The sequence below is a fragment of the Kribbella polygonati genome, from assembly GCF_050320105.1.
Classification (GTDB): Bacteria; Actinomycetota; Actinomycetes; order Propionibacteriales; family Kribbellaceae; genus Kribbella.
On the sequence record NZ_CP190129.1, the window covers coordinates 4,637,846 to 4,652,976 of the forward strand.

Below are 15,131 nucleotides of genomic sequence, written 5' to 3' on the forward strand. Positions count from 1 at the left end.
CCCATGTTCCGTACGGCGCTGTCCCTTGTCCTGGCCACGAGCCTGGCCACCGGTGCCTACACCGAGCCCTACCGTCCGCAGTTCCACTTCAGCCTTCCGCACAGCTGGATGGGCGATCCGAACGGGCTGGTCTACGAGAACGGCGAGTACCACCTCTACAGCTACGGCACCTGGGAAGGTGCCACGAGCAAGGATCTCGTGCACTGGGAGAACGTCCCGGTCAGCGGACCGCAGCGCGATGCCGGCAGCAACGCGTTCTTCTCCGGCAGCGCGGTCCTCGACACGTACAACACCAGTGGGTTCGGGACGGCGCAGAACCCGCCGATGGTCGCCATGTACACGAGCGTGCAGGAAGGGTCCGGGGTGCAGGCGCAGTCCCTTGCCTACAGCACCGATCACGGCCGGAGCTGGACCCGGTACGACGGCAACCCGGTGCTCGACCTCGGGTCGAAGGACTTCCGCGATCCGAAGGTGTTCTGGTACGAGGGCAGCTGGCGGATGGTGATCACGCTGTCCGATCAGCACAAGGTCTCGATCTACAGTTCGCCGGATCTCAAGCAGTGGACGCATCTCAGCGACGTCGGCCCGTTCGGGTCGGTGAGCGGGGTGTGGGAGATGCCGGATCTCTTCCCGCTGCGGGTCGACGGGAAGACCACCAAGTGGGTGCTGTCGGTCAGCGTCGGGTCGACCGGCGTGCAGTACTTCGTCGGAGACTTCGACGGTACGACGTACACGCCGGACGGGCCCGCGACGTACACGCCGCCGGCCGGCGTACCGCTGGAGAACTTCGAGTCCGGGAGCTACGGGGACTGGACGACGTCGGGCGATGCCTTCGGCGCCGCGCCCGCGGCCGGGACGTTGCCCGATCAGCAGCCGGTGTCCGGGTACGTCGGGTCGCGGCTCGTGAACAGCTACAACGGTGGCGACCGGTCGACCGGGACGCTGAGCTCGCCGCCGTTCACGATCACGAAGCCGCACCTGAACTTCGCGATCGGGGGCGGAGCGCATCCGTACGTCGAGGGCGCGGCACCGTTCGGGACGTTGCCGACCGGTGAGGTGTTCGCGGACTTCTCCGGGTCGACGTACGGCGACGGGTGGACCGCTACCGGGTCGTTCGCGGGGTCCGGGCCGTCACCGTCGAGCTTGCCGAATCAGCTCGGTCCGAAGGTGCTCGACACGTTCACGCCGGACGGGGACGCGGGAACCGGGACGATCACGTCGCCGGTCTTCACGATCAATCGCCCGTACATCGATCTGCAGGTGGCCGGCGGCGATCACCGGTGGGGCCAGCCGAACCCGACCGCGGTCAACCTACTGGTCGACGGCAAGGTGGTCGCCTCCGCGAGCGGGCCGGGTGCGCCAGATCTGACGTGGAACAACTGGGATGTCAGGCAGTACCAGGGCAAGCAGGCACAGGTGCAGGTCGTGGACGACAACACCGGGAACTCGGGCTGGGGTCACTTGATGGTGGGCGACATCCTGTTCGCGGACAGCCCGGCGCAGCCGTGGGATGTGGAGACCGGGGTCAATCTGGTTGTCGACGGGAAGGTCGTGCGGTCGGCGACCGGGGCGAACAGCGAAGCGCTGGACTGGACGTCGTGGGATCTTCAGGACCTGATCGGGAAGCAGGCGCGGATCGAGGTCGTCGACCACAACAGCGGCGGCTGGGGGCATGTGCTCGCCGACGACTTCCGGTTGAGTGATTCGCCGGCCTTGAGTACCAACGAGCGCGCGCGGTGGATGGACTACGGGAGCGACTTCTACGCCGCCAACACGTGGAACGGGACCAGCGGGAAGCGGATCGGGATCGCCTGGATGAGCAACTGGGCGTACGCCGCTCAGGTCCCGACGACGCCGTGGCAGGGTGCGACGACGTTCCCGCGCGAGCTCGCCCTCCGCACCGTCGACGGCAAGGTCCAACTGACCCAGCAACCCGTCGCCGCGCTCGGCAGCCTCCGGGGACAAGCTGTCCAACTCACCACCTCGACCAACGCGACCAAGCCGCTCGCGATAAACGGCGACACCCTTGAGATCCAGGCAACCCTCCGCGCCGGCACCGCCTCGCGCTTCGGGCTGAACGTCCGCACCGGCGGTTCGCAGTACACCCAGATCGGCTACGACACCCGAACCAAGAAGCTGTACGTCGACCGGACGCACTCCGGGAAGGTCGACTTCAGCTCGTCGTTCGCCGAGGTGAAGAGCGCCCCGCTGAACCTGGTGAGCGGCGAACTGAAGCTCCGCATCCTCGTCGACCGCTCCTCGGTCGAAGTCTTCGCCGACCAGGGCCAAGTGACGCTCACGGACCAGATCTTCCCGGACCCCACCAGCCGAGGCGTCACCCTCTTCGCCGAAAACGGCACCACGACCGCCAACGTCAAAGCCTGGCCACTCAAGTCCAGTTGGCGCTAGCCGGGTAGCTCAACGACGGCTGCTCCTCGGGCGGTCGGTCCGATGTGGTTGAAGACCACGGACCGGCCGTCCGGGGTGACGGACGGGTGCGGGTGGTAGGGGTGGTTCTCGTGGGTGGTGGTGGCCAGGACGGTGCGTTCTCCGGTTCTGGTGTCGATGGCAACGATCGAGCTTTGGTGATCGGCGTTCTGCCAGCCGCGGCCCGGGGTGTCGGCAGGTCCGCTGGTGTCGACGACTGCCCAGCGGCCGTCGCGGCTGATGCCGCAGTGCCAGTCGCGGTCGCCCGCGCTGACCAGCCGGGTGGTCCCGTCGGGCAGGACCTCCCACAGACCACGTGGACCGACCGGGCTCTCGCCGTACGCGACCACCAACGCACCGGGCCGGTGGAACATCCAGCGTTCGTGCCCGACTGCCACCGGTCGGCCGGGCTCGGTGGACATCGCGAACTGGTCGGCGACAGCGACGCCCTTCGGCGCGTACACCGGGTGGTACGCCCAGACCCGATCGGGGACGGTCGATGCGGAACCCTCGTGCGAGAACGCGATCCACTGCTCGTCGGCGGGGCAGTAGTGGGCATGGTTCGCCCACCAGTCGACCCGCACGAGCGACTTCGCCGTACCGGCCGCCAAGTCGATCTCGACCAGGGTCCGCTCCTCCCCCGCGGTCAGCACGGTGACCGCACGCCGCCCGTCCGCGGACACGCCCACCAGCCCGTCCATCGTCGCCCCGTCCGGCGGTGCGTACGCGACCCGCGCCGCCTGCGCCTCCCGCAGCTCCTTCACCACCAGCCGGTTCTGCCACGGCACGATCAGCGTCTCGGACTCCACCGCGATGTCGATCCACGGCGGCGCGCCGTCCCCCTCGAGCTCCAGCAACACCACCTGGTCCGCCCCGTCGAGCCCCACCCCGACGACCTCGTACCCGCGCCCGCTCTCCCGCACCAACGCGACCCCACCGTGCCAATACCCGTTGTAATGCGGGTACGTCGCATACGCCCCTTCGGCCAGTACGTTCATCCGACGACCTGCGCAGTCCTGAAGAGGGCCGGGTTCTTCGGGGCGCTGCCGACGCCGGCGCCCCACTCGAGCCAGCCCTTGCGGGCGTCGCCGTTGACGCCGGAGTCGTCGTCGTTGGCGAGGAAGGACAGCCCGAACACCCCCGCCGGCGGACCGCTGAAACCGAGCGACGTCCACGGGACGGTCAGGTGGTACGTCGTGACGCCGGGGGCGCGGGTGATGTCCGCCGCCGCACCCGGCGTCGGGCCGGCCTGCTGCCCGGCCGGCGCCGTGAACGTGTAGACGGCCGGGCCGCTGTCGAGCAGGGCCGCGCCGATCTCGACCCGCTGACCACCGAGCACGGTCGGCAGCCGGTCGTACGTGTCGAACTGGATCGAGTCGGTCTGCCAGAGCAGGTCGTTGCTCCGGGCACCGTGGTGGACGTCGTCGGTGATCCGGGCGTCGACCACCAGCGCGTCCGCGGTGTGGGTGAATCGTACGGTGCCGCCGAGATCGGCCGGGCCGGTCCGGGTCCCGCCGCGGATCGGGACGAACTTGCTCTGGGTGTCGAGGTTGATCGGCGCGAGCGTCTGCGCCGCGTTCGGCTCGATCGGCGAGTACGAGACCGTGCCGCTGAGCGTCTTCGCGTCCACGATCACACGGTACGCGAGGTTGTCGTACAGGCTCACCGAGCCGACCGGCAGTGTCACGGTCGCGGTGCCGGACGCCGGGACCTCGGGCGCGGCGGCGGAACCGCTGACAACACCCACCGCATACCGGATCGCCGAAGGGATGACGGGCCGGGCGCGGTTGTTGGTGAGCGTGACCTTCAGCCCGAACGAGTCGCCGATCACCGGCTCGGCGCTCAGCAGCAGCGGTTCGACGACGGTCGTCGACGAGCGCAGGTCCGCGACCAGCTGCCGATCCTTGGTGCCTACGGCAACAGCTACAGGTCGGTCACCGAGGATGGTCGTGGCCGGCAGGTGTACCGTCACCGAGGTCTTCTGGCCCGGCGCGGTCACCAGTTCCGCGCCACCGGCCACGAGCTTGGCGGGCAACCCCGTCCCCGGCTTGGTTCGGTCCGCCGTGACCGTGACCGGTACGTCGTCACCCGCGACCGTCTTCGCACCGACTGAGACGCTCAGCGGCGACTGCGCCACCGCGACGTGCTGCACCGCGCCGGTCACGAACACCGGACTGGCGTCGAGCGTCAGCGCCACCTTGCCGTCGTTCGGTGCGATCGTCCGGGCCGTCCCGAACTCGTCGGTCAGCCGCAGCGGACGGTCCGCGGTCAGCTGCACCTGCTCGGACCCGGTCGACCAGAGCACACGGGTCGTCTCGCCGCCACCGACGTACGGGTAGCTGTAGGCGGTCGTCGAGCCGAGGTCCTCGCGGGGCTGCTGCGTCTTGCCGGACACCATCCGGATCAGCGCGGCGTTCGAGATCGCGCCGGGTTTCGGTGCCACCCCGAGGACGCCGTCGTTCGGCCGGCGGAACAGCCCGAAGCGGTGTTCGCGTTCGCCCGGATCGTCGCCGTCGTCCATCGCGTCGTACCACAGGTACTTGGTCACACCCGCGGCCTTCGCCAGTACCTGGGCGCGGATCAGGTCGTCGGCCTGCTGTGGTTCGGTCGAGCCGGCGGTGTGCGTGGGCCAGCCGTTCTCGGTGATCCAGACCGGGAGGTTCCGCCCGCCGTCGAGGCTGTGGAGCTGCTGCACCAGCGCGGGAAGTTCCTTGGTCAGCACGGTCTTCTCGGGGATCGTGTTCGGTCCGAGGCTCGAGTAGCCGTACATGTTGGCCGCGAACGAGTCGACGTACTTCAGCCCGCCGAGCGCGAAGAACTGGTCGAGCCAGGTCTTGTCGATGCCCGCGGTCACCGGGCCGATCACGTTCGCGTTCGAGTTGCCTTCGTGGATCGGGGCGTACACCGCCTTCAGCATGTCCAGGTAGCAGGCCGGCGTGATCCCGCAGGCGCCGTTGTTGAACCCGGTCCCGTTGAACTCGTTGTAGATGCCGAAGTCGTTCGTCAGCGGCGCGTAGAACTGCGCCGCCGCCTTGGCGTACCGGCCGAAGGCGGCCAGCCCCTCCGGCGTACTGGGCGTCCGGCCACCGTCGTAGAACTTGTTGTTGTAGGCAAGGTTCCCCATCGGCGCGATGCCCAGCGCCTTGGCCTGGCGGGCACGCGCATCGAACGGGTACGACGCGAAGTTGTAGGTCCCGGGCGCGGTCTCGACCGCCGACCAACTGATGTCCGACCGCGTCTGCGCCCAGCCGACGTCGGCCATCGCCTGCGCCAGCCCGTCCTCGAAACCGGTGTAGTGCCCGAAGTGCGTATCGACACCGAAGAACGGGTCTCGGACCGCCGGCGCAGGCGTGACGACACCGAACGAGGTCGACCGGCTCAGCGTCTCACCGCCGACCGCGCCGGAGAACGTCAGCGTGTAGTACCCCGGCTCCAGGTCGTTCGCCGCCACCGCCGCATGACCGGTCGCGTCGGGCGTCACCCGCCCGGACCGCAGCGGTACGCCGTTCTCGTCACGGATCGTGTAGTCCACCGTGGACGCGAGCGTCGCGAACCGCAGGTCGGCCGCGCCCTGGCGGAACACGAGATCCGGGTTGGTGATCGCCAACTGCGGAAGGTCCGTGAACGTCACGGCGATCCGGCTGATGCAGACGTCGGGCATCGAGCCCGCGGCGGACTTCACGTCCAGCCGGAAGTCCGCGCCGTTCGATCGGTTCGCGAACTTGATCTTGGACAGCTCGAACGTGTGCGACGTCCAGGTCCGGGATCCAGTCAGCGGCTGGTTGGCCGAGCCGGTCCACGGGTTGCTGACGCCGTCGTACTGGACGTCCATGTTCGTCGCGCCCGCGTCGTAGTAGTCGACTGTCACCAGCGCGCGGTCCGCGCCGGCCGGGATCGCGGCGTCCGCGACGTCGACGTACAGGTAGCGGACGTACGGGTCGTCGGACAACTGCCAGCACTGCCGGCCGTCCTTCTCCGTGCTGGCGTGGGCCGGGTCCTTGTCGGCGTCACCCGGCCAGGCCCGGACGACTCCGGAGTACGACGGGGTGCTGCCGAGGACGGCGACCGCGTCGGGGTCGACGGCAGTCGCGGTGAGTGGGTGGAGGGAGGCCGCGAGCAGTCCGGCGGCGAGGATCGTGCCGGCCGAGCGGCGGCGGAGCGGGCGTGGATTCATCGAAACTCCTGACCGAGCGTGGGAGCGAGGGTTCCGGAAATCTGAGGCTCCGGACGCTAGCCGATCCGGCGATTCTGGGCAAGCGCTTGCCCGCCGTAATTTCCCAGATCCTTGATTAGCGCTGGGATTGGGTACCTGGAAGAGCACCGGAGCATGGGACAGCGCTGTCCCGCACGTGTGGATATCATGTCCGCGTGCCGAACGAACCGAAGGTGACCACCCGACTGGCCGATGTCGCCCGGGAAGCCGGCGTGTCGCCGTCGACCGCGTCCAGGGTGCTGAACGGCAGCGCTCGGCAGGTCGCCGACGAGTACCGCGAGCGAGTGCTGGCCGCGGCCGAGCGGGTCGGCTACACCACGAACCTCGCCGCCCAGGCGACCGCCCGCGGCCGCTACCCGGCGATCGCGCTGGTGGTCGGGGACATCCGCGACCAGTTCTTCGCCCGGATCGCGTTCGGCGCGATCCGCGAGGCGGCCCGCCGCGGCTACGTGCTGAACCTGCTCTCCACCGAGGGCGACACCGACCGCGAGCGCAGCCTCGTGCACGACCTGCGCCGGCAGCGCCCGGAGGCGCTGATCCTGGTCCGGAAGCGCGACACCACACCGACTGCGGGTTCGAAGCTGCTGCAGGAGCTGATGGAGTTCGAGCGCGAGAGCGGCCGGGTGGTGATCGTCGGCGAGCCGTCCGAACCGGTGCTGGCGATCCGCCCGCCGGACTTCGACGGCGCGAAGGACCTCGCCACCGCGATGCTGGGCCTGGGCTACCGCGACTTCGCGGTGTTCAAGGCCGATCCGCAGGTGCCGTCCGCGCAGGACCGGCTGGACGGTTTCCGCGCCGGGTTGTCCGCCGGCGGGGTGGCGCTGCCGGACAGCCGCGTCTATCCCGCCGAGCGGAGCTTTCCCGGCGGCGCCGCGGCGGCGGCCGCCTACCTCGCCGACGGCCGCGACACCGAGCTGATCTTCTGCACCGAGGACGAGGTCGCACTGGGCGCGATCCAGCACCTCCGCTCCCAGGGGTACGCCGTCCCCGAGCAGCTCGCGTTCGCCGGGTACGGGCGGCGGCGGGTGAACCCGTTCGGCGACGAGGACTGGCTGACCACGGTGCGCTCGCCGTTCGAGGAGATGGGGGCGGCCGCGGTCGACGCAGCCCTCGGCCCGGCGATCAGCGGCGTCCCCCGCTCGGCCCCCGAGGTACACCTCGGCGCCAGCACTCCCGGACGTACCACCTCCGCCTGAGCCTGCCGGAGAAGCCGGGAATGCGTCCGGGAAAGAGTCCGGCACGCGCCCGGCACGGAGTTGTCCGCACGCTCAATTCTTAGCGCTACAACCCGATTCCCGGTCTTGACACGGCCGAATGTCGGACCGTAGCTTTCGGGAAAGCGCGTTCCCAGTGCCGTTTCCCGGGGCGCACGATCTTCCAGCCACGGAGCACCTCGATGACGATGACCGTTCAGCGGGCGGACCAGGGATCTTCGCCGGCCGCGCCCGCCGGTCCCCCGGCCCGTCCGCGCCGGCTGAGTTTGGCCGCGCGGATCCGGCGGGACCGGATGCTGCTGTTGTTCGCCGCGCCCGGGATGCTGCTGCTGGTGGTGTTCCACTACCTGCCGCTGCTCGGGAACGTGATCGCCTTCCAGGACTACCTGCCGTTCCTCGGGTTCCGCGGCAGCGAGTGGGCAGGGCTGCACAACTTCTCGGTGCTGGTCACCGGCGACAGCGACTTCCTGACCGCCCTGCGGAACACGCTGGTGCTGTCGTTGATCCAGACCGTATTCGTGTTCCCGATCCCGATCCTGCTCGCGCTGGCGTTGAACAGCCTGCTCTCGGAGCGGGTGAAGAAGCTGGTCCAGTCGATCCTGTACCTGCCGCACTTCCTGTCCTGGGTGATCGTGGTCTCGCTGTTCCAGCAGATCCTCGGCGGCAGCGGGATGATCAACCAGTTCCTCCGGCAGCAGGGCTGGGGTGTGCTCAACGTGATCGGCAACCCGGACGCGTTCTTCACGTTGCTGACCAGCCAGGTGGTCTGGAAGGACAGCGGCTGGGCGACGATCCTGTTCCTCGCCGCACTGTCCCGGATCGACGTCGAGCAGTACGAGGCGGCGGCCGTCGACGGCGCGTCCCGGCTGCGGCAACTCTGGCACGTCACGCTGCCGGGGCTGCGCGGAATCATCGTGCTGCTGCTGATCCTGAAGCTCGGCGACTCGCTCACGGTCGGGTTCGAGCAGATCATCCTGCAGCAGCCGGCGGTCGGACAGCAGGCCGGCGAGGTCCTCGACACGTACGTCTACAACAACGGAATCGTCAACGGGGACTGGGGTACGGCGGCCGCAGTCGGCCTGGTCAAGGGCCTCGTCGGCGCCGCGCTGGTGTTCGGCGCGAACAAGCTCGCGCACCTGTTCGGCGAGGCGGGGGTGTACCAGCGATGAGAAACGGACAACCCCTGCCCGGGCTCATGTCCCGCACCTTCCGCGGGGTCGCCCTGGCCGTCTGCTGCTTCCTCGTGCTGTTCCCGTTCGTCGGCGTGGTCACGACGAGCTTCGCCGGTCAGGACGACGTGAACCGGACCGGCGGGCTGGTGATGCTGCCGCGCGAGTGGACGTTCGAGGCGTACCACGCGATCTTCTCCGGCGGCGTGGTGACACGTGCGTTGCTGGTCAGCGTGTTCGTCACCGCGGTCGGGACGTTGTGCTCGATGGCGGTCAGCACCCTGCTCGGCTATGCGTTGGCCTCGCAGCAGATGGTCGGCCGGAGCTGGATGCTGTTGCTGGTACTGCTCAGTCTGCTCTTCTCGCCCGGCCTGATCCCGAGCTACCTGATGGTCAAGCAGCTCGGGCTGATCGACAGTCTCTGGGCGCTGATCGTGCCGACGATGCTCAGCGGGTTCAACGTGATCGTGGTCCGCGCGTTCTTCATGGGCATCCCGGACGAGCTGCTGCAGAGCGCCCGGATCGACGGCGCCGGCGAGTGGGCGATCTTCCGGCTGATCGTGCTGCCGCTGTCGAAGGCGGTGCTCGCGGTCGTCGGCCTGTTCTACGCGGTCGGCTACTGGAACGCGTTCTTCAACGTGATGCTCTACATCAACGACCAGTCCAAGTGGACCTTGCAGTACGTGCTCCGGACGTACGTCGTGAACAACACCCGGATCGGCAGCGACCAGGTCAACGTCGACGCCCTGCCGCCGCAACCCGCACTGCAGATGGCCGTCCTGGTGGTGTCCGTCGTGCCGGTGCTCCTCGTCTACCCGTTCCTCCAGCGGCACTTCGCCAAGGGTGCCCTGACCGGCGCCGTCAAGGGCTGAACCGCCTTCATCACAAGGAGAAATCATGACTTCAGGCCTGTCCCGACGGGACCTGCTGAGGCTCGGTGCCGGCTTCGGCGCGATGGCGGCGCTCGGCGGCTGCGGCGGTGGTACGTCGCCGCAGGCGAACTCGCCGCGGAGCAAGGCCGGCGCGCTGCCGAAGTACATCCGGTTCCCCGGTTTGCCGGCGCCGGATCTGCCCGGCAACGACCAGGGTCTGCTCGACGCGTTCACGAAGTACCCGACGACGCTCGTGGACGCCTGGAAGGGGCGGTCGCCGGGTGACGGGAAGCTGGTCACCGGGCTCGCGCAGCTGAACGGCGCGGCGCCGCCCGGGCTGCCGGGCAACGTGTTCTGGAAGACCGTGAACGATCGGCTCGGGTCGCCGGTGCAGATGCAGCTGGTGAACGCGGGCGACGACTTCAACACGAAGATCGCCACGATGAGCGCCGGCAACGACTTCCCGGACATCATGCAGATCAACAACTCGATCCCGTCGCTGGACCGGTTCCTGGCCGCGAAGATGCTGGACCTGACGCCGTACCTGTCCGGCGAGAACGTGCAGAAGTACCCGGCGCTGGCGAACATCCCGACGCGGTACTGGGAAGCCTGTGTCTTCGACGGCCAGCTGTACGGCCTGCCGATCGCTCGCGGCCTGCTGTCCGCGTGGGGTCTGTACTACCGGTCCGACCTGATCGAGGAGGCCGGCGGGCAGCCGAAGGTGGCGAACTTCGACGACCTGTACCAGTTGGCCAAGGCAACGACCAACCCGAAGGCCGGCATCTGGGCGTTCGCGAACAGCCCGCTGGACTACGTCCGGATGATGCTGGCGATCCCGGCCGGCTGGCAGCAGTCCGGCGGCTCGATGGTGCACTCGATCGAGCACGAACATCAGCAGCAGGCGCTGGAGTCGACCCGGAAGATCGTCGCCGACGGCCTGGTGAACCCCGACATGGCGGCTGCTCCGCCGTCGCAGTGGCAGCAGTGGTTCGGCAGCAAGAAGGCGGCACTGATGGGCGGAACGTACAGCGCCTGGGTCAGCCTCACCCAGCAGGGCGTTCCGACGGACAAGATCGGCATGTTCCCGGTCGCCGGGTACGACGGCGGCAGCGCGCCGGGCTGGAAGGGCGGCCTGAACAACAACATCGCGGTGATCCCGGCCAAGAACAAGGACCGCGCCGAGACCCTGCTGAAGATCGCCGACTTCCTCGCGTCCCCGTTCGGTACGTCGGAGAACCGGCTGCTGACCACCGGTGTCGAGGGGCACAACTACACGCTCGACGGCACCAGGATCGTGCTGAACCAGGACCTCACGAACGAGCGCAGCCTCGGCCTGAACTACCTGGCCGCGCCGCCGCCGGTGGTGGCGTCCTCGACCGACCCGCGGTACGTCCAGCTCGAGTACGCCGCGCAGAAGAAGCTCGCCGCGGACGGAACCATGGACCTCGCGCAGACGCTGTTCTCGGACACCAACTCGCGCAAGGGCCCGCAGCTGGACAAGGAGCGGCAGAACATGGAGTTCGACATCATCCTCGGCCGCAAGCCGGTGTCGGCCTGGAAGGAGTACGTCGAGCAGTGGAAGAGCTCGGCGGGCGACAAGATCCGGGCAGAACTGCAGAAGGCGTCCGAGGTCGCCGGCGGCTGACCGTCCATTCCCAGCAGGAGGAACAAGACAGTGCACTTCTCCACCGAGGAGTTCGACACCGAGCTGATCCGGCTGGCCCGGGCCGCCGGTGACCAGGCGTACGACCCGGCGGCCGGGCTGATCGCGCAGGAAGCGAAGTACAACCCGATCCACACCCGGATCTGGACCGGTGTCCGGCACCCGCACCGGGAGAGCGTGGTGTACGCGCTGGTGCTGCTCGAGTCCGGTGCGGCCGCGGACGTGCCGCTCGCCGAGGAGATCCTGCTGCGCGTGCTGGCGGAGCAGGACGTCGACGACGCGTCCCCGACGTACGGGATCTGGAGCTACTTCCACGAGGAGCCGCTGGAGCAGATGGTTCCGCCCGACTGGAACTGGGCGGACTTCATCGGGCGGGAGCTCGCGTTCGTGCTGTTCCGGCACGAGGCGCGGCTCTCCGACGCGATCCGGACCGCAGTGCGGGCCGGCCTCGGCCACGCGGCGCGGTCGATCGTTCGGCGCAACGTCGCGATGAGCTACACGAACATCGCGGCGAAGGGCACGTTCGTGACGCTGGCCGCGGGTCAGTTGCTGAAGGACGCCGAGCTGACCGAGTACGCCGTACGCCGCGTCGGTCGCCTGCGGGAGCAGATCGAGGCGGCCGGGAGCTTCGCGGAGTACAACAGTGCCGGGTACTGGACGATCACGATGGAGGCGATCGCGGCGATCGTCCAGTACGTCGACGAGCCGGAGGCGGTGGCCGGGGCGCGGTGGATCGTCGAGCGGCTCTGGGACCACCTGGCCGGGCGATGGCATTCGCGGACGGGGCAGCTGAGCGGTCCGATGGCCCGCGTGTACACGGACGAGCCGGCGCGAACGCCGGATCTGCTCGCGCTGCTGGCGAAGGCGACCGGGTTCCGCGGCAGCTTCGCGGACCTGCCGGAGCTGACGCCGACGCTCGGGCTGGCCGGTCCGGCGCTGGTCGACGTCGAGGCGCCCGCCGCGGTCGCCGAGCGGTTGCTGGACACACCAACGGGTGTGGTCCGGGAGCGGTTCAGCTACCTCGACGGCGAGGTGCCGGTCGTCGGGACCACCTGGCACGGCACGGACGCGACGTTGGGCAGCGTGAGCGTCGGCGAGTACTGGCTGCAGCGCCGCCCGTTGATGGGGTACTGGCGTGAGCCGGACGACCCGACGTGGGGACCGTCGCGGTTCGTCAAGCTGCATCTGATGAAGGACGACCACGACTTCTCGTCGGCGGTGTTCGCGTCGGTACAGTCCGGCAGCCAGGTGCTGTGGTCGGTGAGCTTCGTGTCGCCCGGCGGTGACGAACACATCGGACTGCATCAGATCGAGGCCGGGCAGGCGTTCCCGGTCTCGTCACTGCGGCTCGTGCTGGAGATCGCGGGCGCCGACGGGGCGACGGTTTCGGAGGTCGGCCCTCAACTGCGGGTGAGTACGCCGGGCGTCGATCTCGTCGGCAGTGTGGACTCGATCAGCTTCGGCGATCACCGGCCGACAGTGCGAGTGGAGCGTGCGGACGATCGGATCCTGCTGGTCGTGGAGCTGCTGGAGGGTCCGACGTCGTTGACGATGCAGGACATCGCCCCGGTCGAGCTGACCGGTACGTTCTCGCTGTTCGAGGGCGCCGATCGGCCGGACGTGGCCGCGCCGTCGATCACCGTGTACGACGGGGACGTGCAGGCGCACTGGGTCACCGCCGACGGCACGCAACTGCGGCTGGTGGCCCCGGCCCGGGTGACCACCAAAACGGGGCATCCGCAGGTTGTCCGTACGTCGATCGACGGCCGTGCATGACCGGGACGCTGCTGCTGACGTTCGACGATCGGCACATCGCCGGGTGGGAGGAGGCGCTGCCGCTGTTCGAGGCGGCCGGAGCGCGGGTGACGTTCTTCGTCGTGGAGGCGGATCTGCTCGACGAGACGGAGCAGGCGGGTGTCCGGCGGCTGCTGGCCGCGGGGCATTCCGTCGGGTCGCACGGCGCCCGGCATCGCAACGCCGACGAGGCGATCGCGGAGTTGGGCGCCGCGGAGTACCTGCGGACCGAGATCACCGGCAGCGTCGCGGCGCTGCGTTCGCTGGGTGCGTCGGCAAGCAGCTTCGCGTACCCGAACAGCAGGCGGGACGAAACGACGGACGCGGTACTGCTCGAGGTGTTCGATCACCTACGGGGCGGGAGCCCGCACACAACTGATCTCGCGACGGCCCGGGCGTCGATCGTGCCCCGGGACGCGCGGGTGTTCCCCGGGCGCGGCATCGACACCGGACGAGGCGGCGTACCGCGCCCGAACGACGCCGTCCTCCTCAGCAAGCTCTTGCGGGAGCTCGCTGAGGAGGACGGGACGCTGGCGCTGTACGCACACGAGATCGCCCCGGTTGCCCAGGGCAACCACATCCACCCGGACCGCCTCCACGCCGTACTGACCGAGGCGCGGAGGCTGGGCCTGAGGATGCTCAGCTTCGACGACTACTCGCCGACCAGCTGCTCGTAGTGCGAGGTCATCGAGACATCGCTGACACCGTTGAAGGTGCCCGGGATCCGGCCGTAGTTGAGGAAGGCGGTCTTGGAACCGTTCGCCTTGCTCATGCCGTACAGGTCGGCCGTCTTGGTGTTGTGGTCCACGCCGACGACCAGCGAACCGCCACGGGTGCCGCAGGTGTAGACGACCAGCGACTCGTACTGCGACCAGCCGGACGACCGGATCAGCTTCATGACCGGCTTGGCCCCGGCAGCGACCGGGATGTGCGCGGTCCAGAGCGCACCGGCGTTGGTGGTCATCAGCAGCGTGTCGTACGTCGCGGTCTCGCTCAGGACCGTCATCGTCTTGAAGCCCTTGAACCCAGGGATCGGGCCGAGCGACTTGAACCCGGTGCCGACCATCGAGTACCGGTAGAGGCTGCCGTTGGTGTTCAGGCCGTACAGGTAGGCGTGCCGCGGCGTACCGACGCTGTAGTTCGAGGTCGCGATGGTCTTGAAGCTGGTCCAGCCCGAGCCGATCCGCTTGTACGTCGCCACCGGCGGCTTCGTGTTCGACAGGTACGTCGTGTGCCGGTACAGGTTGCCGCCCTGCAGGAACAGGCCGTAGAAGTAGAACTGGCTGCCCGTGGCGTTCGCGGCCGCGTACCAGGTCGCGCTGGTGCGTACCCCGACGAACTTGATCTGCTCGTACGGGTCGGACGTCACCGGCCGGCTGGCCGTCACGTCCACGGCGTCGACGCCGCCCGCCGCCGTCGGCGACACAACCGTCGTGACGCAAGCCTCCGCCGCGGCCGCCATGGTCTTCGGCTTGGCCACCTGCGCGGCCTTGTCCGCCCAGGAGTGCGGGCGGCTCGGCGTGGCAGCCGTCGCCGGAACAGCCGCGGCCGAGATCAGGCCGACCGCGGCGGCTGCCAGCGCAAAACGCTGCAATTTCATAGGTGTTCCCCTCAAAAACGTCTCGACCCCCGAGAACGAGCCGAACTATAGCGGAGTACACCGGTATTCGCCGAAGGAGTTGCTGCTAGTTGCAGATCGGCCTCGGGGGCGGGAATCGCGGGGCGGCGGCGGGGCGGGATCGCATCGTCGATTCGGCGAGGAGCTTGCCGCGGTGAGTG

The 15,131-nt window shown here is 68.9% G+C and carries 10 protein-coding genes; 7 read left to right on the forward strand and 3 right to left on the reverse strand.

Translation table 11 applies throughout. From position 1 onward, the window contains the following. The first annotated feature begins 3 nt into the window (after window positions 1–3). Window positions 4–2,409, forward strand: coding sequence for a GH32 C-terminal domain-containing protein (locus tag ACQHIV_RS22000; protein WP_427884859.1), 2,406 nt, complete (start codon window positions 4–6; stop codon window positions 2,407–2,409). Here the strand turns inward: ACQHIV_RS22000 and ACQHIV_RS22005 are convergent. Continuing rightward, window positions 2,406–3,425, reverse strand: coding sequence for a hypothetical protein (locus ACQHIV_RS22005; RefSeq protein WP_427884860.1), 1,020 nt, complete (start codon window positions 3,423–3,425; stop codon window positions 2,406–2,408). The genes ACQHIV_RS22000 and ACQHIV_RS22005 overlap by 4 nt on opposite strands. Further along, the gene (locus ACQHIV_RS22010) at window positions 3,422–6,601 is read right to left on the reverse strand and encodes a hypothetical protein (RefSeq protein ID WP_427884861.1); all 3,180 of its coding nucleotides are present in this window, start codon (window positions 6,599–6,601) and stop codon (window positions 3,422–3,424) included. The genes ACQHIV_RS22005 and ACQHIV_RS22010 overlap by 4 nt, the downstream gene beginning before the upstream one ends. 194 nt (window positions 6,602–6,795) lie before the next feature. Between ACQHIV_RS22010 and ACQHIV_RS22015 the strand changes: the two genes are divergently transcribed. The 6 genes from ACQHIV_RS22015 (at window position 6,796) to ACQHIV_RS22040 (ending at window position 14,029) form a co-directional block, all read left to right on the forward strand. Continuing rightward, window positions 6,796–7,836: a LacI family DNA-binding transcriptional regulator gene (locus ACQHIV_RS22015; RefSeq protein ID WP_427884862.1), complete on the forward strand. Its 1,041-nt coding sequence runs from the start codon at window positions 6,796–6,798 to the stop codon at window positions 7,834–7,836. 200 nt (window positions 7,837–8,036) lie between these two features. Next, on the forward strand, window positions 8,037–9,023 hold the full coding sequence (locus tag ACQHIV_RS22020; RefSeq protein ID WP_427884863.1) for an ABC transporter permease: 987 nt from the start codon (window positions 8,037–8,039) through the stop codon (window positions 9,021–9,023). Further along, the gene (locus ACQHIV_RS22025) at window positions 9,020–9,895 is read left to right on the forward strand and encodes a carbohydrate ABC transporter permease (RefSeq protein WP_427884864.1); all 876 of its coding nucleotides are present in this window, start codon (window positions 9,020–9,022) and stop codon (window positions 9,893–9,895) included. Before ACQHIV_RS22020 ends, ACQHIV_RS22025 begins: the two co-directional genes overlap by 4 nt. A 25-nt stretch (window positions 9,896–9,920) precedes the next feature. Beyond that, a complete protein-coding gene (locus ACQHIV_RS22030) occupies window positions 9,921–11,540 on the forward strand; it encodes a substrate-binding domain-containing protein (protein WP_427884865.1) in 1,620 nt (539 codons plus the stop codon). Between the two features lie 30 nt (window positions 11,541–11,570). Further along, window positions 11,571–13,334, forward strand: a complete 1,764-nt coding sequence (locus ACQHIV_RS22035) for a hypothetical protein (RefSeq protein ID WP_427884866.1) — start codon at window positions 11,571–11,573, stop codon at window positions 13,332–13,334. Then, window positions 13,331–14,029 (forward strand): polysaccharide deacetylase family protein, encoded by a 699-nt coding sequence (locus ACQHIV_RS22040; protein WP_427884867.1) that lies wholly within the window; start codon window positions 13,331–13,333, stop codon window positions 14,027–14,029. The genes ACQHIV_RS22035 and ACQHIV_RS22040 overlap by 4 nt, the downstream gene beginning before the upstream one ends. Here the strand turns inward: ACQHIV_RS22040 and ACQHIV_RS22045 are convergent. Beyond that, on the reverse strand, window positions 14,005–14,952 hold the full coding sequence (locus ACQHIV_RS22045) for a hypothetical protein (protein ID WP_427884868.1): 948 nt from the start codon (window positions 14,950–14,952) through the stop codon (window positions 14,005–14,007). The genes ACQHIV_RS22040 and ACQHIV_RS22045 overlap by 25 nt on opposite strands. Window positions 14,953–15,131 lie beyond the last annotated feature (179 nt).

Bases quoted from the DNA above. Each gene is read 5' to 3' on its own strand.
- ACQHIV_RS22000 (WP_427884859.1), top strand. From the start codon at position 4: ATGTTCCGTACGGCGCTGTCCCTTGTCCTGGCCACGAGCCTGGCCACC.
- ACQHIV_RS22005 (WP_427884860.1), bottom strand. From the start codon at position 3,425: ATGAACGTACTGGCCGAAGGGGCGTATGCGACGTACCCGCATTACAAC.
- ACQHIV_RS22010 (WP_427884861.1), bottom strand. From the start codon at position 6,601: ATGAATCCACGCCCGCTCCGCCGCCGCTCGGCCGGCACGATCCTCGCC.
- ACQHIV_RS22020 (WP_427884863.1), top strand. From the start codon at position 8,037: ATGACGATGACCGTTCAGCGGGCGGACCAGGGATCTTCGCCGGCCGCG.
- ACQHIV_RS22025 (WP_427884864.1), top strand. From the start codon at position 9,020: ATGAGAAACGGACAACCCCTGCCCGGGCTCATGTCCCGCACCTTCCGC.
- ACQHIV_RS22030 (WP_427884865.1), top strand. From the start codon at position 9,921: ATGACTTCAGGCCTGTCCCGACGGGACCTGCTGAGGCTCGGTGCCGGC.
- ACQHIV_RS22040 (WP_427884867.1), top strand. From the start codon at position 13,331: ATGACCGGGACGCTGCTGCTGACGTTCGACGATCGGCACATCGCCGGG.
- ACQHIV_RS22045 (WP_427884868.1), bottom strand. From the start codon at position 14,952: ATGAAATTGCAGCGTTTTGCGCTGGCAGCCGCCGCGGTCGGCCTGATC.